The organism is Rathayibacter sp. AY1C7, assembly GCF_002931865.1.
Taxonomy (GTDB): domain Bacteria; phylum Actinomycetota; class Actinomycetes; order Actinomycetales; family Microbacteriaceae; genus Rathayibacter.
Genome location: NZ_PSWB01000008.1, coordinates 108,913 through 125,925 on the forward strand (window position 1 = coordinate 108,913; position 17,013 = coordinate 125,925).

Below are 17,013 nucleotides of genomic sequence, written 5' to 3' on the forward strand. Positions count from 1 at the left end.
GGGAGGCGGCAGCTCGCCCCGCGCTCAGCCGAACAGCTCGGCCGGGTGGCCGAGGCGCCAGGCGAAGCCCGGGTCCTCGATCGACCCGTCGGCGACGAGGGGAAGCTCGTACGGGGTGCCGTTGACGTCGACGACGGCGGTCCCCACGCGCTCACCGTCGGCGACGGTCTCGAGCGGATCGAGGGCGACCGTGGTCGTCGTCGAGACCGCGCCCCACACCAGCACGGACCGCGCCTCCGCGGTCTCGGCCGTCGCCGTCTCCCCCCACGCGCTCGTGAGAGTGCCGTACTCCTGCCCCTCGACGGTCAGCGGGACGGTCCGGAAGCCCGCCTCGACGGTCGGGACGAGGGTCAGCACGTCCGCGGCGAGCTGCGGGTGCGTACGCGCGCCCACCACCACGCCGACCAGGGTGACCGGCCGGCCCTCGACGGTCGAGTCGAGCGAGAACAGCAGGCACGACCCCGCCTCGTCGGTCGTCCCCGTCTTGATCCCGTCCACTCCCGAGCGGCCGAGGAGCGAGTTGGTGTTGTCGACCTCGCCGACCCCCGGGATGACCGCGGTCGGCATCGCGACGATCGGAGCGAGCACCGGGTCCGCGATCAGCAGCTCGCCCAGGCGCACCATCTCGGCCGTCGTGCTGACCGTCGCCGGCGAGAGCCCGCTGGTGTCGGCGAGGGAGGTCCGCTCGAGCCCCTGCCCGTCGAGCCAGCCGCGCGCCGCGGCGAGGAAGGCGTCCTCCGAGCCGTACGCCCAGATCGCGAGCGACTTCGCGTAGTTGTTCGCGGACGGGAGCATCATGGCGGTCAGCGCCTCCCGCTCGGTCAGCTGCAGACCCGCGGTGACCGGAGCGTTCGAGCCGTTCTCGGCCAGGGTGTCGTTGTAGTACTGCACGTCCGCGCTCGTGAAGGTGATGGTCTCCCCGTCCGTCCCCGCCGCGATCGGCTTCGCCGCGAGGACGACGAGAGCGGTGACGACCTTGGCGATGCTCCCCGTCGGCACGGTTCCGGTGGAGCCGTAGCGGGCGAGCAGCCCGTCCTCCTCCGTCCCGTCGATGCCCACGGCCGCCACGGCGCCGGAGCCGTAGGCAGGCCAGGCCGGAGCGGGCGCGTCGACGGTGCTCGAGACGGGGTCCACCGCGACGGCGCTCGCCGTCGGCAGCTCCGCGGTCGCCGCGTTGGTCGCGTAGGCACCGCCTCCGCCGACCAGCACGGTCGCGGCGACGAGACCGGCGACGACCGCCCCGCGCCGTCGACGCGGTCGCGGCTCCGGCGCGGCGGGCTCCCCGAACAGGTCGAGGGCGTCGTCGGATCGGGTCGGGGAGGTCACCCCGTCATCGTACGGGCGAGCCTCTCACCCGTCCCGGACGCCGCCCCGTCGTCGGACGCGGCGGGTGACGCGCGGCACCGACCCCGATCCAGCGTCGGGAGCGTCAGCAGCAGGTCACCGCGGGGCCGCCGAGCGCCGGAGCCGGGCGGTCAGCGCCCGCGGGTCAGCGCCCACAGTGCGACGGCGCTCGCCGAGGCCACGTTGAGCGAGTCGACGCCGTGCAGCATCGGGATGGTGACGACGGTGTCCGAGGCGTCCAGCGCCGCGCGGCTGAGCCCGTCCCCCTCGGCGCCCAGGACGATCGCGACGCGCTCGGGGCGAGCCGCCGCGTACTCGTCGAGCGGCACCGCGTCCGGAGCGAGCGCCAGGGCGGCGACCGAGAACCCGGCCTCCTCCAGAGCGCGGCGAGCCGGTGCCCACTCGGGGGTGCGCGTCCACGGCACCTGCAGGACCGTGCCCATGCTCACCCGGACGCTGCGCCGGTACAGGGGGTCCGCGCACCGCGGCGTCACGAGCACCGCGTCCGCGCCCATGCCGGCCGCGGCGCGGAAGACGGCGCCGACGTTGGTGTGGTCGACCAGGTCCTCCAGGATCACGACGAGGCGCGCGCCCTCCAGCAGCTCGGCCATCGGCCGCAACGGCGGACGGTGCATCGAGGCGAGCGCTCCGCGGTGGAGGTGGAATCCGGTCAGCTCCTCGATCAGCGGATCCGGCGCCACGAAGACCGGCACCTCGGGGTGACGCTCGAGCACCCCGGCCGCGTCCGGCAGCCGCTTCTCCTGCACCAGGACCGAGCGGGGACGGTGCCCGGCGTCGAGCGCCCGCTCGATCACCTTGGCCGACTCGGCGATGTACAGACCGCCCTCCGGCTCCAGCACCCGCCGCAGCGCCACGTCGGTGAGGCGGTGGTAGTCGGCGAGGAGCGGGTGGTCGAGGTCGGTGATGTGCACGATCGGCATCCCGGCAATCTAGGGCACGGCGCGGACTAAACTCGTCGGGGGCCGCTCGAACGGCCCTCGAAGGAGGCGCGGATGGAGTCGAGTCCGACACCGGTCGCCGAGGGCCCCGAGGCGCTCGCGGTCGAGCAGGCCGTCGAACTCCTCAGCGGGCGCCGCATCGCCGCCGTCACCGGCGCGGGCATGAGCACCGACTCGGGCATCCCCGACTACCGCGGAGCCGGGGCACCGGTGCGCAGCCCGATGACCTACTCCCAGTTCGTCGCCGATCCCGACTACCGCCGCCGGTACTGGGCCGGCAGCCAGCTCGGCTGGCGCCGCTTCACCAGCACGCTCCCCAACGACGGCCACCGGGCCCTGGCACGGCTCGAGGAGCGCGGCCTGCTCACGGGCGTCGTCACCCAGAACGTCGACGGCCTGCACGTCCGGGCCGGCTCGCGCCGCGTCGTGGATCTGCACGGCTCGGCGGACCGTGTGCGCTGCATGACCTGCGGCCAGTACTTCGCCCGCGACGCGGTGGCCGAGCGGATCGAGGCGCTCAACCCCTGGCTCGACGACCCCGACGTCTCCTCCCTCAACCCCGACGGCGACGCCGAGGTCCACGACGTCTCGGCGATGACCGTCCCCGAGTGCACGGTCTGCGGCGGGATCCTGAAGCCGGACATCGTCTTCTTCGGCGAGTTCATCCCGACCGAGCGGTTCGAGGAGGCGCGCGCCATCGTCGCGGGCGCCGACGCCCTGCTCGTGGCCGGCTCGTCGCTCGTGGTCAACTCCGGCATCCGCTTCCTCGAGATCGCCCGTCGCGCCCGGATGCCGATCGTGATCGTCAACCGCGGCACCACCAAGGGTGACTCGCGCGCGAGCATCAAGATCGACGGCGGCACCAGCGAGGTGCTCCGCGAGCTCGCCGAGCGCCTGCCCGCGCGCCGCACCGCCGCCCTCTGAGCTCCCGCCCGCTCCGCACCCGACCTCCCGAGAGGCCCCTGTGACCCAGCTCACCCTCGTCCGCCACGGCCAGACCGACTGGAACGCCGCCCGGCGCATCCAGGGCAGGAGCGACATCCCGCTCAACGCGACCGGGCGCGCCCAGGCGCGGGCGGCGGCGCGGCTGCTCGCCGAACGGCGCTTCGACGCGGTGGTCGCCAGTCCGCTGCAGCGCGCCTTCGACACCGGAGCGATCATTGCGCGCGGTCTCGGACTCGACGAGCCGCTGGCGGTGCCGGGCCTGGCCGAGCGCGCCTACGGCGAGGCGGAGGGGATGACCGGTCCCGAGCTCGCCGAGCGCTTCCCCGGAGGCATCGAGCGCGCGCCGATCCCCGGCTGCGAGACCCGCGCCGAGGTCGTCGAGCGGGCGACCGCCGCGCTGCTCGAGGTGGCCGAGCGCTTCCCCGACGCGTCCGTCGTCGTCGCCACGCACGGTGCGGTCATCGGCAGCCTGATCCGCGCGCTCAGCAGCGAGGACCTCCCCGTGCACGGCGTCTCGGTCGGCAACGGCTCCCGGCACGACTTCGCGATCGTCGACGGGGCACTGCGCATCGTCGGCGTCGACGACTCCGGCGACGTGGTCGTGGCGGACGTCGACCTCGACGACGTGCTCAGCCCGGCCCCGGGAGCCTGACGGCCCGCCTCCCGGAGGCGGTCCGATCGCCGGACCGCGTCAGCGCCGGCCGAGGTCCTGCAGGAGCCCGAAGAGCACCCGGGCGGAGTCGCGCCAGGAGAAGGCCGCGGCCCGCTCCCTCGCCCGGGCCGAGTGCGTCCGCCACACGGCGCCGTCCTCGAGCGACCGCACACCGTCCGCGATGCCCTTCGCGCTCGACGGGTCGACGTACACGGCGGCGTCCTGGGCGATCTCGCGGAAGATCGGGATGTCGCTCACCACGACCGGCGTCCCGAGCGCCATCGCCTCGACCAGCGGGATCCCGAAGCCCTCGTCCCTGCTCGCCGTCACGAGAGCGGTCGCCCGCGCGAGCACCGCGCGGTACTCCGCGTCCGGCGCCCCCTGGTGGAACACCAGCTTCGCGGTCGGCGCCAGGGCCCGGAGCGTCTCGACGGTCTCGTCGCTCGCTCGGCTCATCAGGTGCAGCTCGTAGTCGGGCAGCAGCCGCATCGCGCGCGCGAGCGTCTCGACGTTCTTGTAGGGCATGAACGAGCCCATGTAGACGAGCGAGCGCGCGGCCGACCGGTCGGGCAGCGATCCCGCCAGAGCGGCGCTCGCCTCGTCGGGCTCGGTCGCCGCGTTCGGGACGACGACCACCGGCCGGGTGGTGAGGCGGTGGGAGCGGATCAGGTCGCGGGTCGTCTCCGAGACGGTGACGACCGCGTCGGCGCGCTGGAGGAGCCTCCGCTGCGGCCACCAGGCGAGGTGGTAGAGCCGCCAGAGCGCGCGCACGGGAGCGGCCAGGTCGCGCGGCGGAGTGCGGTGGCGGTAGTAGATGAGGTCGTGCACGGTCAGGACGAGCCGGTAGCGGCGGCCGAGCGAGCCCATGGTCTGCATCGGCGAGAAGACCACGTCGGGCCGCAGCCGGTTCACCAGCAGCGCGACGAACGGCTCGAACGGGCTGGTCGGCCCGGTCACGCGCTCCCACGGGAGCGACGGGAGCATCGCGAGCTGGCGGCGGTCGCTGATCAGCATGGTCACGTCGTGCAGCTTCGCGAGCTCGCGGACGAGCTCCGCGGTGTAGCGGCTGATCCCGTCGTGCCGCTCGAGCCGGGTGTACCGGCAGTCGACGACGATCCTCATCGGTCGATCCCCTCCTCGAGGGCCGTCCGCAGCACGGCGGCGGCCTCGTCCGGCGTCTCGTAGTGGATCAGGTGGCCGACTCCGTCGATGACGTGCAGGCGGGCGTGCGGCAGCCTCTCGAGCAGGCGGTACTGCGCCGGGAGCGGAGTGATGTCGTCCTGCGCCGCGGCGATCAGCTGCGTCGGCACGCCGATCCGGGAGGCGTACTCGCCGACGTCGTGCGAGACGGAGGCGCGGAACGCCTCGAGGACCGTGTCGCGGGAGGCGAAGGCGCTGAAGTAGCGGTCGTGCTGGTCGTGCACGAAGCGTCGCAGCGCCGGCTCCTTCGTCTTCACCATCGCCAGGCTCATCACCCGCACGATCAGCGGGTCGCTGAGCAGGCGGTGTCCGAGGGGCCCCGGCAGGAGCGCGCCGAGCCGGTAGTAGAGGACGGCGAGCCTGGTCAGGACGCCGCGGGGACCCTGCAGGGCGGGCGCGCCGATCGGGTTGACCAGCACCAGGAGCGGAGCGGGCAGCCCGTCGGCGACAGCCGCGGCCGCGACGATCGAGCCGAAGGAGTGGCCGAGGACGGCCGCCTCGCCGCGGAGCCCCAGCGTGTCGAGGAAGGAGCCGAGCCAGGAGGCGTAGCCGTCCACGTCGTGCGGCAGGCGCGTCATCGGGGTCGAGGCGCCGAAGCCGGGCAGGTCGGGAGCGACGACCCGCACGTCCGCTCCCCCGGCGAGCAGACGGGCGACGACGGGCTCGAGGCCGTGGTGCTCGCCGCGGAACCCGTGCACCAGCACGAGGACGGTCGAGGCGTCCGGAGCGCCGTAGGTCCAGTAGGCGGTGCGGGATCCGGCGACGTCCACCGCGGCCTCGCGGACGGGGACACGGCCGAGATCGGAGGCGTAGGGGGAGGGAGTGGTCATCGCGTTCCTTATCGTAGGGAAAGCCCGTCGAAGATCTGGCCGCAACGCCTTGCGTGGCCTCGATCCGAGCCGGGAGCATGATCACGCGCTCGCAACACGGCGCACCGCCCACCCGTCTCGCGAGACGGTCATCCGCTCAGGCAGCAGCAGAAGGAGCACCGTGAGCTTCACGTCGCCGATCCAACTCCCCGGACTCGCCCTCGACCCCCAGTGGTACCGCCGGGCGGTGTTCTACGAGGTGATGATCCGGTCGTACTACGACTCCAACGGCGACGGCGCCGGCGACATCAACGGGCTCGCCTCCAAGCTCGACTACCTGCAGTGGCTCGGGATCGACGCCCTCTGGCTCCCGCCGTTCTACATGTCACCTCTGCGCGACGGCGGCTACGACGTCTCCGACTTCAAGGCGATCCTCCCCGAGTTCGGCACGATGGAGGACTTCCGCGACCTCGTCCGGAAGGCCCACGAGCGCAACATGCGCATCGTGATGGACTTCCCGCTCAACCACACCAGCGACCAGCACGAGTGGTTCCAGCAGTCCCGGTCCGACCCCGAGGGCCCCTACGGCGACTTCTACGTCTGGAACGACACCGACGACAAGTGGCCGGACATCCGCATCATCTTCGTCGACACCGAGGACTCGAACTGGGCCTTCGACGCCGAGCGCCGCCAGTTCTACTTCCACCGCTTCTTCTCGCACCAGCCGGACCTCAACTTCGAGAACCCCGCCGTGCACGAGGCGATCCACGACGTGGTCAAGTTCTGGCTCGACCTCGGCGTCGACGGCATCCGGCTCGACGCGATCCCCTACCTCTACGAGTCCGACGAGGGCAACGGAGAGGGCGAGCCGCCCACCCACGAGTTCATCAAGAACCTCCGCACCATGGTCGACCGCGACTACCCCGGCCGCATCCTGATCGCCGAGGCGAACCAGTGGCCGCGGGAGGTCGCCGCGTTCTTCGGCACGGAGGAGGAGCCCGAGTGCCACATGGCGTTCGACTTCCCGGTCATGCCGCGCATCTTCTACTCCCTCCGCGCGCAGACGGCGAACGAGCTGAAGAAGGTGCTCTCCGAGACGTTCGACATCCCCAGCGGCGCCGCCTGGGGCGTGTTCCTCCGCAACCACGACGAGCTCACGCTCGAGATGGTGTCCGAGGAGTACCGCCAGGCCATGTACGGCTGGTACGCCTACGACCCGCGGATGCGCTCCAACATCGGCATCCGCCGCAGGCTCGCGCCGCTTCTGGACAACTCGCGCGCCGAGCTCGAGCTGATCAACGCCCTGCTCTTCTCCCTCGCCGGCAGCCCGTTCCTGTACTACGGCGACGAGATCGGCATGGGCGACAACATCTGGCTCAACGACCGCGACGCGTCGCGCACGCCGATGCAGTGGACGCCCGACCGGAACGCCGGCTTCTCGGCCGCCGACCCCGGCAAGCTCGTGCAGCCGATCGTCCAGTCGCTCGTCTACCACTACAACCAGGTCAACGTGGAGGCGCAGCTGGCGCAGTCCCGCTCCCTGCTGCACTGGATGCGGAACGTCCTGCACGTGCGCCGCGGCCACCCGGCGTTCGGCCTCGGGTCGATGCGCGTCCTCGAGACGGACCACGAGTCGGTGCTCGCCTTCGTGCGGGACTACGCCGGCTCGGGCTCCGAGATGGGCGACCAGCCCGAGGAGGTGCTCTGCGTCTTCAGCTTCAACCACAACCCGGTCTCGGTCACGATCACGGACCCGGAGAACCCCGGATCGACGCTCAGCGACCTGTTCGGCGGCGGCCGCTTCCCCGGATTCTCGGACGACGGCACGCTGACGATGACGCTCGGCACGCAGGGCTTCTTCTGGCTCCACGTCGCCAAGGCGCACGAGGCCCGCTGACCCGGCAGCACGCCGAGGGGCCTCCGGCCGATGTCGGAGGCCCCCTTTAGGCTGTCGGCGTGAGCACCACCGGAACGACCGAGACGCAGACCGAGCCGATGCTGTTCGACGACGCCGAGCAGGAGCTCGTCCCCTCCGAAGGGGCGCGGTGGTTCGACCTGCTGGCCGTGTTCGACCTCGAGACCACCGGCATCGACGTCCGCACGAGCCGCATCGTCACCGCGCACGTCGGCGTGATCGACGCGGCGGGCGAGCCGATCGAGGGCACGACCTGGCTCGCCGATCCCGGGGTCGAGATCCCGGCCGGCGCCTCCGCCGTCCACGGGATCAGCACCGAGCACGCCCGCGCGCACGGCCGCCCCGCCGGCGAGGTTGTGGCCGAGATCTCCGAGGCGCTGCGCTCGCTCCTCGCCCGCGGCATCCCGGTCGTCGTCTACAACGCCCCCTACGACCTCTCGCTCCTCGCCCACGAGGCGCGCCGCTGGGGCGTGCCCGTGCTGCTCGACCCGAGCCCCGTCGTCGATCCGCTCGTGATCGACAAGGCGGTGGACCGCTACCGCAAGGGCAAGCGCACCCTGACCCTCGCCGCCGAGCACTACGGCGTCGCCCTCACCGAGGCGCACGACGCGGGCGCGGACGCGATCGCGGCGGGCCGCGTCGCCCAGGCGCTGGGCCGCGCCTTCGCGGACGAGCTCGGAGTCGGCGCGGAGGCCCTGCACGCGCTCCAGGTCGACTGGTGCCGCACCCAGGCCGAGTCCTTCCAGGAGTACATGCGCCGCGTCCGCGACGAGTCCTTCGTCGCCGACGGGGGCTGGCCGGTCCGCCACTGACCCCTCAAGTCAGCGTGCGCCCCTCGCGCAGGAGCGCCACGTACTCCGCGATCCGCCGCTCCCGCGTCGCCGCCCGCTTCAGCTGCGAGAGGCGGAAGAGGAACGCGAAGCGCTTCTGCCCGCCGACGGTCGCGAAGAAGGCCAGGGCCTGCGGATCCGCGTCGAGCGCCCGCTGGAAGTCGTCCGGCACCTCCGCATCGCGCTGCCGGTAGGCCGCGTCCCAGCGCCCGTCGGCGCGTGCCCGCTCGACCTCGGCCAGCCCGCCCGGCAGCATCCGGCCCTCCGCCAGCAGCCGTGCGACGTGATCGCGATTGACCTTGGACCACGGGCTCGCGCGACGCCGCGGGGTGAAGGCCTGGAGCTTGAACTGCTCGTCGAAGGCTCCCGCCTGACCGTCGATCCAGCCGTGGCAGAGCGCGATATCGAGCGCCTCGGCGTAGGTGATCCCCGGATCGACGGCGGCCTTCTTCCGCAGCTTCAGCCGGACTCCGTCCGGGTCGGGCTCGCCGCGGAGGTAGGCGTCCCACTCTTCAGGAGTCGTGAACGGCAGGATCGGCTTGTCGGCGAAGGACACCATGCCGGGACGCTACCGCGCCGGCTCCCCGACGGCCACGGCCCGCCCGTCGGCGCAAGCCCTCGCTCCGCGGACCGCGGCGCTGTGGGATCGGGTGAGCACGTGTTCCCCCTCCCCCCCCTCTCGCAAGGAGAAGTCATGCCCACGATCCGCACGGTCACCGTCCTCGGCAGCGGAGTGCTCGGCTCCCAGATCGCCTTCCAGTCGTCCTTCCACGGCTTCGCCGTCACCGTCTACGACCTCTCCGACGACGTCCTCGAGTCGGCGCGCGAGCGGCTCCGCGGTCTCGCGGGCGTCTACGAGTCGGTGCCCGGCGGCGTCGCCGGCGGACCGCAGGAGGCGCTCGACTCCCTCCGCCTCACCTCCGACCTCGCGGAGGCTGTCGCCGACGCCGACCTCGTGATCGAGGCCGTCCCCGAGGACCTGGGCCTGAAGCAGGAGCTGTACGGCCGCCTGGGTGCGCTCGCTCCCGAGCGCACGGTCTTCGCGACCAACTCGTCCACGCTGCTCCCCAGCGACCTGAAGGCCTCGACCGGCCGACCCGACCGGTTCCTCGCGCTGCACTACGCCAACCACGTCTGGGCGCAGAACACGGCCGAGATCATGGGGACGACGGACACGGACCCCGCCGTGGTCGACGCCATCGTGGAGTTCGCCGTCTCCAGCGGCCTCGAGCCCATCAGGCTGCAGAAGGAGAAGGCCGGCTACGTCCTGAACTCGCTGCTGGTGCCGCTCCTCAACGCCGCGTCGGGGCTGCTCATGGGCGGTTACGCCGACCACGAGACCATCGACAAGACCTGGAGGATCGGCACCGGCGCCCCGCTCGGACCCTTCCAGATCTTCGACGTCGTCGGTCTGCGGACCGCCTACAACATCGCCGCCGCGGCCCCGGACGAGGCCTCCCAGGCGTTCGCCGCCCACCTGAAGACGGAGTACCTCGATCGCGGCCGCCTCGGAACGGCCACCGGAGAGGGCTTCTACCGCTACTGAGGACCGCCCCGCACGAACGACGAAGGGCCCCCGACCGTGAGGTCGAGGGCCCTTCGAGGAAGGCTACTTGCCGAAGTTCTTGTAGCGGCTGTTGAACTTCTCGACACGGCCGGCCGAGTCCATGATGCGCTGCTTGCCCGTGTAGAACGGGTGCGAGGCGGAGGAGATCTCGACGTCGATGACGGGGTAGGTCACGCCGTCGAGCTCGATCGTCTTGCTGCTCTTCGCGGTCGAGCGGGTGAGGAAGGTCTCACCGGACGCGAGGTCGCGGAAGACGATCGCGGAGTACTCGGGGTGGATGTCGGTCTTCATGGTCGTGTCCTGTCGTCGATGGTCCTGAACCGCACCTGTCGTCGACGGGAACGGGTGGATGAGGGCGGGCGCACCGCGAACGGGCCCGAACCAGCTACCGAGAATACCAGACCGGCAGCGCGCGCAGAAGTCGCGCCGCGCCCGGACCTCGGAGACGGGGTCAGCCGCGGGCGCGGGCCGAGAAGCGCCCGTTCTCGCGGGTGAGAGCGATGTCGAGCCCGAAGGTCTCGGCGAGCGTCGCCTCGGTCAGGGACTCGGCCAGCGGGCCCGCCGCCACCACCGCTCCGTCCCGGAGGAGCAGGGCGTGGGTGAAGCCGTCGGGGATCTCCTCGACGTGGTGGGTCACCATCACGATCGCGGGCGACGCCGGGTCCTTCGCGAAGCCACCCAGCAGCTGGACGAGCTCCTCGCGGGCGCCGAGGTCGAGGCTCGCGGCCGGCTCGTCGAGCAGGAGCAGCTCGGGGTCGGTCATGATCGCGCGGGCGATCTGGACGCGCTTCTGCTCGCCGTCCGAGAGCGTCCCGAAGGTGCGCTCGGCGAGGTGCTCGAGCTTCCACTCGGACAGCACGCGGCGGGCGCGGCGCTCGTCGATCGCGTCGTAGCCCTCGTTCCAGCGGCCGGTGACGGCGTAGGCGGCGGTCATCACGACGTCGAGCACGCTCTCGCCGGCCGGGAGGCGGCGCGCCATCGCGGTCGAGGCGTAGCCGATGCGCGGGCGCAGCTCGAACACGTCGACCCGGCCGAGGGTCTCCTCGAGCAGGTGCGCGGCACCGGTCGAGGGGTAGTTCTGCGCGGCGGCGATCTGCAGGATCGAGGTCTTGCCCGCCCCGTTGGGGCCGAGGATCACCCAGCGCTCGTCCTCGGCCACGTCCCACGACACGTGGTCGAGGATCCGCTTGCCGTTCCGGACGAAGGACACATCGACGAACGAGACAACGCTGGGCATGGGAGCCATTCTAAAGGAGGCGGCCGGGAGGCTCAGACGAGCGAGTCGTAGATCGCCCGGGTGTCCCGCGCGATCTGCGTCCAGCTGAAGTGGCTCTGCGCGCGCTCGCGGCCCGCGGCGCCCATCCGCTTCGCCGTCTCCGGGTCGGCGACGACCTCGGCGAGGGCGGCGGCCAGGTCGGCGACGTAGCGCTCCGGGTCCACGGGGGTGCCGGTGCCGTCGGTGACCTGCTCGATCGGGACGAGAAGGCCGGTCACGCCGTCGTCGACGACCTCCGGTATGCCGCCGGTCGCCGTCCCGACGACCGCCGCACCGCAGGCCATCGCCTCGAGGTTGACGATGCCGAGGGGCTCGTAGATCGAGGGGCAGACGAACGTGGTCGCGTTCGTCAGGACCGCGGAGAGCTGGTGGCGCGGCAGATGCCGGTCGATCCAGACGACGCCGGTGCGCTCCTCCTGGAGGCTGCGGACGAGGGAGGTGACCTCGGCCATGATCTCGGGGGTGTCGGGGGCGCCCGCGCAGAGCACGAGCTGCACCTCGGGAGGCAGGGTCGCGGCGGCGCGGAGCAGGTAGGGCAGGCCCTTCTGCCGGGTGATGCGGCCGACGAAGACCACGGAGGGGCGCGAGGGGTCGATGCCCAGCTCGGCGAGGACGGCCTCGTCCTCGACCGGGTGCCAGGCGTCGAGGTCGATGCCGTTGTAGACCACGTGGACCTTCGCCGGGTCCAGGGCCGGGTAGGAGCGGAGGATGTCCTCGCGCATGCCGCCGGACACCGCGATCACGGCGTCGGCGTTCTCGTACGCCTCCCGCTCGATCCAGCTCGAGACGCGGTAGCCGCCGCCGAGCTGCTCGGCCTTCCACGGACGCAGCGGCTCGAGGCTGTGCGCCGAGACCACGTGCGGGATGCCGTGCAGGAGCTGGGCGAGACGCCCCGCGGCGTTGGCGTACCAGGTGTGGGAGTGGACCAGGTCGGCCCCCGCCGCGTCCTGCGCGATCTGCAGGTCGACCCCGAGGGTCTGCAGCGCGCCGTTCGCCTCGGCGAGCTCCGCGGGGACGGAGTACGCGAACGTGCCCTCCTCCTCGCGCGGCGCGCCGAAGCAGCGCACCACGACCTCCAGGTCGCTGCGCAGCGCCTTGGTGAGCTCGGCCACGTGGACACCGGCTCCCCCGTACACCTCGGGCGGGTATTCCTTGGTCAGCAGATCGACTCGCACCCCCGAACCGTAGTACAGGGCGCTCCCCCGGCGACAGCCGGGGTCCACGGGGAAGCCCGAGCCCCTACTGTGGTGCCATGCAGTCAAAGAAGATCTTCGGCATCGTCCTCGCCGGCGGCGAGGGAAAGCGCCTCATGCCCCTCACGGCGGACCGGGCCAAGCCCGCGGTGCCGTTCGGCGGGCAGTACCGGCTGATCGACTTCGCGCTGTCCAACCTGATCAACTCCGGTCTCACCCAGATCGTCGTGCTGACGCAGTACAAGTCGCACTCGCTCGACCGCCACGTCTCGCAGACCTGGCGCCTCTCCGGGCTCCTGAACTCCTACGTCGCCTCGGTCCCCGCGCAGCAGCGCCTGGGCAAGCGCTGGTTCAGCGGCTCGGCCGACGCGATCCTGCAGAGCCTCAACCTGATCCGCGACGAGAAGCCCGACATCGTCGTCGTGGTCGGCGCCGACCACGTCTACCGCATGGACTTCTCGCAGATGATCGACGCGCACATCGCGTCCGGTGCGAAGGCGACCGTCGCGGCCATCCGCCAGCCGATCGAGCTCGCGGACCAGTTCGGCGTCATCCAGCTCGCCGGTGACGAGGCGGGCGACGGCATCGTCCCGACGATGATCTCCGAGTTCCTCGAGAAGCCCAAGGACGCCGTCGGCCTGGCCGACTCCCCGCACGAGGTCCTCGCCTCCATGGGCAACTACGTCTTCGACGCGGACGCCCTGATCGACGCGGTCATCCGCGACGGCGAGTCCTCCACGTCGGACCACGACATGGGCGGCGACATCATCCCGGACTTCGTCGCGCGCGGCGAGGCCGGCGTCTACGACCTCAAGCTCAACGACGTCCCCGGCTCGACCGACCGCGACCGCTACTACTGGCGGGACGTCGGCACCATCGACTCCTTCTTCGAGGCCCACCAGGACCTCATCTCGGCGCTGCCGGTCTTCAACCTCTACAACCAGCAGTGGCCGATCTTCTCGTCGCAGCTGAACTCCCCTCCGGCCAAGATCGTCCGCGACGGCAAGGGCAACATGGGATCGACGGTCGACTCGGTCGTCTCGCTCGGTACCGTGATCTCGGGCGCGCACATCGAGCGCAGCGTCGTCGGGCCCTGGACGGTCATCGAGTCGAACGCGACGGTCACCGACTCGGTGGTCTTCGATAAGGTCCGCATCGGTCCGGACGCGCTGGTCGTCCGCGCTATCCTCGACAAGGACGTCGTCGTCGAGCCCGGTGCTCGAGTCGGCGTGGACCACGACCGCGATCGCGAGCGCGGGTTCACCGTCACCGAGTCGGGCATCACCGTCGTCGGCAAGGGCGTCGTCGTCCACCCGTAGCACCCCCGCGGGTCGAGCTCTGCGCCCCGGCGCGCCCACCCGACCGATCGGACCGGCCCATGAGTGAGCGTCCTGCGACGCCTGCCCGCTTCCTCGTCGTCCTCGACGCGGACTCCACCCTCCTCCAGGACGAGGTGATCGAGCTCCTCGCGGTGCACGCCGGCTCCGAGGAGCGCGTCGCCGCCGTCACGGAGCGGGCGATGCGCGGCGAGCTCGACTTCGGCGAGAGCCTCCGCGAGCGGGTCGCCACTCTCGCCGGGGTCCCGGAGTCGGTGCTCCCCGGTGTGAGCTCGGGCGTCCGCGTCACGCCCGGCGCCGCCGAGCTCGTGGCCGGCGTCCACGCCGCCGGCGGCCGCATCGGTGTGGTGTCCGGAGGGTTCCACGAGGTCCTCGACCCGGTCGCCGGTGCGCTCGGCCTCGACTTCGTCCGGGCCAACCGCCTCTGCTGCGGGGACGGCCTGCTGACCGGAGCGGTCGACGGGGCGGTCATCGACGCCGCGGCCAAAGCGGAAGCGCTCCGCGAGTGGGCGGCGGTCTCGGGCGTCCCGCCGCAGCGCACGATCGCCGTCGGCGACGGTGCGAACGACCTGGAGATGATGGCGGTCGCCTCCCTCGCGGTCGCCTTCAACGCCAAGCCCCTGGTGCGCGAGCGCGCCGACCTCGTCGTCGGCGGCCTCGACCTGTCGCAGCTGCTGCCTGTCCTCGGCCTCCGCGGCTGAGGCCCGCCTCCCCCGGCCTCAGGAAGGTCAGCGGCCCGCGATCGCGACGAGTCCGGCGCAGCCGAGCGCCAGCGCCCAGCTGACGAGCGAGCCCACCAGGAAGTACTCCGCCTTCTCGCCGCTGCCGCCGTCGCGGGAGATCTCGGGGAAGCGCACGATCCCCTTGGCCGCGAGCACGGCACCGGCGAGGCCGATCGCTCCGGCGAGCGTGAGGCCGGCGATCAGCAGCCGCTCCAGCGGTCCGATCGTGCGCCCGCCCTGGAGGTCCGGCAGGCGGGCGTCGGCCGGCTCCCGACGCGCGAACCGCTCGCTCCAGCGCGGGCGCGGCGCGGGCTCGGCCTGCGGGAGCTCGCGGAACAGTGCCGCCCGCACGATCACGTTGCCGCTCTCCAGCAGGAAGAGCCCGGCTCCGACCGCCAGAGCGAGCTGCTCGATCGGAGGGAGCGTGCTCGCGACGATGGTCGGCGCGAGCGGCCCCGTCGGGATGCCGACGGCGCGGTCGACAGCGGTCAGCACCAGGACCGCCGCGACGAGGGCGACGGCCGGACGCAGACCCCCGGGCGGCCGCGCGTTCTCGACGGTCGTGGTCGTCAGCAGCCAGGCTCCGGCCAGGACGACGACGATCGCCGCACCGAGCGGCGGGGCTCCGACGAGGAGCGCTGCGGTCACGGCTGCGGCGGCGAGCACGGGGATCGCGAGGAGGGCCGCACGGCGGCGGAGGTGCGTGCGCGCGAGGTCGCCGAGGCCGATCACGGCGAGCAGCAGCGCCGTCAGCACGTCTCCTCCAGCAGGCGCGCGCCGGCGAGGAGGGCGCCCGCTCCCGCGCGCCGCAGCGCCTGCGAGACGGCGGGCTGCGAGATCGACTCCTGCTCGCCCAGCTCCTTCTGCGACGCTCCGCGCAGGCTCCCCAGCACGAGTCGGCGATCGCGCGCGCTGAGCGCTCCGACCAGCGCGTCGCGGGAGAGGAGGTAGGCGTTGACGGCCGCCTCGCCGGAGTCCCCGTCGGCGTCCCCGGCGACGAACCATCCGCGGGCCGTGGGCACGGCACCGTCCTCGAGCGCGTGGGCGCGATCGATGGCCTCGCGCGCGCGCCACCAGCCGGACCCGTCCTCGAGGTCCCCCGCGATCCCCGACCCGACCACCCGCACCTCGCCCAGGCCGATGCCCGCGCGGCAGTCGACGCCGGCCGGGAGCGAGAGGCGCGCCTGCAGCGTCGCCCGGAGTGCGGCGTGGACGGAGGGGTAGATCGCCTGGAACTCGTCGCCGACCGTCGGGTGCAGGGGCTGGATCGCCGGGACCGCGGCCTCCACCTCGGCGAAGCCCCGCTCGATCTCGCGCTGAGCACCCGCGCGGTCGACGAGGGAGCGGGAGGTCACCAGGTCCAGGAGCACGGCGACGACATCGGAGGAGGTCATCGCATAAGCCTAGAGCTTATATCCGTCGGATATAAGCCCAGGGCTTATCGGTCAGTGGCCCATCCCGAGGCCGCCGTCGACCGGGATCACGGCACCCGAGATGTACGCGGCCTCGTCGCCGGCCAGCCAGCGCGTGACCTTCGCGACCTCGGCAGCGGTGCCGTAGCGGGCGAGCGGGATGCTCTTCCGGTACTCCGCCTGCTGCTCCGGCGAGAGCTCCGCGGTCATGTCGGTCTCGATGAAGCCGGGAGCGACGACGTTGGCGGTAATGTTGCGGGCGCCGAGCTCGCGGGTCAGCGAGCGGGCGAAGCCCACGAGGGCGGCCTTCGACGAGGAGTAGTTGATCTGGCCCGGCGACCCGTAGAGGCCGACCACGCTGGAGATGAGGACGACGCGACCGAAGCGCTGCTTGAGCATCCCCTTCGATGCGCGCTTGACGACGCGGAACGCCCCGGTGAGGTTCGTGTCGACGACGGACGTGAAGTCCTCCTCCGTCATGCGCAGCAGCAGGGTGTCGCGGGTGATGCCCGCGTTCGCCACCAGGATCTCGACCGGGCCCAGCTCCGCCTCGACCTGCGTGAACGCGGCGTCGACGGAGGCGGCGTCGGTCACGTCCGCGACGACGGTGAGGGAGCCCTCCGGACCGAAGCCCGAGCGCGCGGTCACGGCGACCCGGTGACCGGCGGCCACGAACTCCTGGGCGATGGCGAAGCCGATCCCCCGGTTGCCCCCGGTGACGAGGACGGTGCGCGGCGTGGTCATGGTGTCCCTCCTGCCGGCGCTCGTGCGGCGCCGGGCGACCCGTACATCCTAGAGGCGCGTCGCGCAACAGATTCCGGGATGAGGCCCTCCCGGCCTGCACCCGGCCGC

At 72.3% G+C, this 17,013-nt stretch carries 18 protein-coding genes; 7 read left to right on the plus strand and 11 right to left on the minus strand.

Annotated features, from left to right (window positions below; all coding sequences use genetic code 11):
* Positions 1-24: 24 nt before the first annotated feature.
* Both C5C69_RS06395 and C5C69_RS06400 read right to left on the minus strand, forming a co-directional pair.
* Positions 25-1,326: a D-alanyl-D-alanine carboxypeptidase family protein gene (locus C5C69_RS06395; RefSeq protein WP_104257554.1), complete on the minus strand. Its 1,302-nt coding sequence runs from the start codon at positions 1,324-1,326 to the stop codon at positions 25-27.
* A gap of 149 nt (positions 1,327-1,475) precedes the next feature.
* Entirely contained in the window at positions 1,476-2,285 is an 810-nt protein-coding gene (locus C5C69_RS06400) for an RNA methyltransferase (protein WP_104232619.1), read from the minus strand.
* Between the two features lie 72 nt (positions 2,286-2,357).
* Here C5C69_RS06400 and C5C69_RS06405 point away from each other — a divergent pair, with 72 nt between their 5' ends.
* Together C5C69_RS06405 and C5C69_RS06410 are read left to right on the plus strand one after the other, a co-directional pair.
* On the plus strand, positions 2,358-3,227 hold the full coding sequence (locus C5C69_RS06405; RefSeq protein ID WP_104250355.1) for a Sir2 family NAD-dependent protein deacetylase: 870 nt from the start codon (positions 2,358-2,360) through the stop codon (positions 3,225-3,227).
* Between the two features lie 40 nt (positions 3,228-3,267).
* Positions 3,268-3,900 (plus strand): histidine phosphatase family protein, encoded by a 633-nt coding sequence (locus tag C5C69_RS06410; RefSeq protein WP_104257555.1) that lies wholly within the window; start codon positions 3,268-3,270, stop codon positions 3,898-3,900.
* A 39-nt stretch (positions 3,901-3,939) separates the two neighbouring features.
* Here C5C69_RS06410 and C5C69_RS06415 read toward each other — a convergent pair whose 3' ends face one another.
* Both C5C69_RS06415 and C5C69_RS06420 read right to left on the minus strand, forming a co-directional pair.
* Entirely contained in the window at positions 3,940-5,022 is a 1,083-nt protein-coding gene (locus C5C69_RS06415; RefSeq protein ID WP_104225279.1) for a glycosyltransferase family 1 protein, read from the minus strand.
* Complete coding sequence (locus C5C69_RS06420) at positions 5,019-5,930, minus strand: alpha/beta fold hydrolase (RefSeq protein ID WP_104257556.1); 912 nt, start codon at positions 5,928-5,930, stop codon at positions 5,019-5,021. The genes C5C69_RS06415 and C5C69_RS06420 overlap by 4 nt, the downstream gene beginning before the upstream one ends.
* A gap of 160 nt (positions 5,931-6,090) precedes the next feature.
* On the opposite strand from C5C69_RS06420, the gene treS reads away from it, so the two are divergent.
* Together treS and C5C69_RS06430 are read left to right on the plus strand one after the other, a co-directional pair.
* A complete protein-coding gene (treS, locus tag C5C69_RS06425; RefSeq protein ID WP_104221970.1) occupies positions 6,091-7,806 on the plus strand; it encodes a maltose alpha-D-glucosyltransferase in 1,716 nt (571 codons plus the stop codon).
* 98 nt (positions 7,807-7,904) lie between these two features.
* Complete coding sequence (locus C5C69_RS06430) at positions 7,905-8,636, plus strand: 3'-5' exonuclease (protein WP_104222136.1); 732 nt, start codon at positions 7,905-7,907, stop codon at positions 8,634-8,636.
* 4 nt (positions 8,637-8,640) lie between these two features.
* On the opposite strand, the gene C5C69_RS06435 is transcribed toward C5C69_RS06430, so the two are convergent.
* Positions 8,641-9,213, minus strand: a complete 573-nt coding sequence (locus tag C5C69_RS06435; RefSeq protein ID WP_104232624.1) for a YdeI family protein — start codon at positions 9,211-9,213, stop codon at positions 8,641-8,643.
* Positions 9,214-9,348: 135 nt separating this feature from the next.
* Here C5C69_RS06435 and C5C69_RS06440 point away from each other — a divergent pair, with 135 nt between their 5' ends.
* Positions 9,349-10,200 (plus strand): 3-hydroxyacyl-CoA dehydrogenase, encoded by an 852-nt coding sequence (locus tag C5C69_RS06440; RefSeq protein ID WP_104257557.1) that lies wholly within the window; start codon positions 9,349-9,351, stop codon positions 10,198-10,200.
* Positions 10,201-10,263: 63 nt separating this feature from the next.
* Here the strand turns inward: C5C69_RS06440 and C5C69_RS06445 are convergent, their stop codons facing one another.
* The 3 genes from C5C69_RS06445 to glgA all read right to left on the minus strand — a co-directional run bounded on the left by C5C69_RS06445 (position 10,264) and on the right by glgA (position 12,672).
* Positions 10,264-10,512, minus strand: a complete 249-nt coding sequence (locus C5C69_RS06445; RefSeq protein WP_068253003.1) for a type B 50S ribosomal protein L31 — start codon at positions 10,510-10,512, stop codon at positions 10,264-10,266.
* Positions 10,513-10,672: 160 nt separating this feature from the next.
* Positions 10,673-11,458 carry an ABC transporter ATP-binding protein gene (locus tag C5C69_RS06450; protein ID WP_104221964.1) on the minus strand — a complete coding sequence of 262 codons (786 nt, stop codon included), beginning with the start codon at positions 11,456-11,458 and terminating at the stop codon, positions 10,673-10,675.
* Positions 11,459-11,490: 32 nt separating this feature from the next.
* Positions 11,491-12,672 (minus strand): glycogen synthase, encoded by a 1,182-nt coding sequence (gene glgA / locus C5C69_RS06455; protein ID WP_104257558.1) that lies wholly within the window; start codon positions 12,670-12,672, stop codon positions 11,491-11,493.
* 77 nt (positions 12,673-12,749) lie between these two features.
* Between glgA and C5C69_RS06460 the strand changes: the two genes are divergently transcribed.
* Together C5C69_RS06460 and serB are read left to right on the plus strand one after the other, a co-directional pair.
* Positions 12,750-14,009, plus strand: a complete 1,260-nt coding sequence (locus C5C69_RS06460; RefSeq protein ID WP_104257559.1) for a glucose-1-phosphate adenylyltransferase — start codon at positions 12,750-12,752, stop codon at positions 14,007-14,009.
* 59 nt (positions 14,010-14,068) lie between these two features.
* The gene (gene serB / locus C5C69_RS06465) at positions 14,069-14,728 is read left to right on the plus strand and encodes a phosphoserine phosphatase SerB (protein ID WP_104246808.1); all 660 of its coding nucleotides are present in this window, start codon (positions 14,069-14,071) and stop codon (positions 14,726-14,728) included.
* Positions 14,729-14,755: 27 nt separating this feature from the next.
* Here serB and C5C69_RS06470 read toward each other — a convergent pair whose 3' ends face one another.
* From C5C69_RS06470 to C5C69_RS06480, 3 genes are read right to left on the minus strand one after another with little or no spacing between them, the layout of a single operon-like run.
* Complete coding sequence (locus C5C69_RS06470) at positions 14,756-15,505, minus strand: hypothetical protein (protein ID WP_104257560.1); 750 nt, start codon at positions 15,503-15,505, stop codon at positions 14,756-14,758.
* Complete coding sequence (locus tag C5C69_RS06475) at positions 15,499-16,143, minus strand: SatD family protein (protein WP_104221954.1); 645 nt, start codon at positions 16,141-16,143, stop codon at positions 15,499-15,501. The genes C5C69_RS06470 and C5C69_RS06475 overlap by 7 nt, the downstream gene beginning before the upstream one ends.
* Before the next feature lie 51 nt (positions 16,144-16,194).
* Positions 16,195-16,905, minus strand: coding sequence for a beta-ketoacyl-ACP reductase (locus C5C69_RS06480; RefSeq protein WP_104257561.1), 711 nt, complete (start codon positions 16,903-16,905; stop codon positions 16,195-16,197).
* Positions 16,906-17,013 lie beyond the last annotated feature (108 nt).

Excerpts from the sequence above, each read along its gene's own strand:
- C5C69_RS06400 (WP_104232619.1), bottom strand. The coding sequence starts at position 2,285 with ATGCCGATCGTGCACATCACCGACCTCGACCACCCGCTCCTCGCCGAC.
- C5C69_RS06405 (WP_104250355.1), top strand. The coding sequence starts at position 2,358 with ATGGAGTCGAGTCCGACACCGGTCGCCGAGGGCCCCGAGGCGCTCGCG.
- C5C69_RS06415 (WP_104225279.1), bottom strand. The coding sequence starts at position 5,022 with ATGAGGATCGTCGTCGACTGCCGGTACACCCGGCTCGAGCGGCACGAC.
- C5C69_RS06420 (WP_104257556.1), bottom strand. The coding sequence starts at position 5,930 with ATGACCACTCCCTCCCCCTACGCCTCCGATCTCGGCCGTGTCCCCGTC.
- C5C69_RS06430 (WP_104222136.1), top strand. The coding sequence starts at position 7,905 with ATGCTGTTCGACGACGCCGAGCAGGAGCTCGTCCCCTCCGAAGGGGCG.
- C5C69_RS06435 (WP_104232624.1), bottom strand. The coding sequence starts at position 9,213 with ATGGTGTCCTTCGCCGACAAGCCGATCCTGCCGTTCACGACTCCTGAA.
- C5C69_RS06440 (WP_104257557.1), top strand. The coding sequence starts at position 9,349 with ATGCCCACGATCCGCACGGTCACCGTCCTCGGCAGCGGAGTGCTCGGC.
- C5C69_RS06445 (WP_068253003.1), bottom strand. The coding sequence starts at position 10,512 with ATGAAGACCGACATCCACCCCGAGTACTCCGCGATCGTCTTCCGCGAC.
- C5C69_RS06450 (WP_104221964.1), bottom strand. The coding sequence starts at position 11,458 with ATGCCCAGCGTTGTCTCGTTCGTCGATGTGTCCTTCGTCCGGAACGGC.
- C5C69_RS06460 (WP_104257559.1), top strand. The coding sequence starts at position 12,750 with ATGCAGTCAAAGAAGATCTTCGGCATCGTCCTCGCCGGCGGCGAGGGA.
- serB (WP_104246808.1), top strand. The coding sequence starts at position 14,069 with ATGAGTGAGCGTCCTGCGACGCCTGCCCGCTTCCTCGTCGTCCTCGAC.
- C5C69_RS06475 (WP_104221954.1), bottom strand. The coding sequence starts at position 16,143 with ATGACCTCCTCCGATGTCGTCGCCGTGCTCCTGGACCTGGTGACCTCC.
- C5C69_RS06480 (WP_104257561.1), bottom strand. The coding sequence starts at position 16,905 with ATGACCACGCCGCGCACCGTCCTCGTCACCGGGGGCAACCGGGGGATC.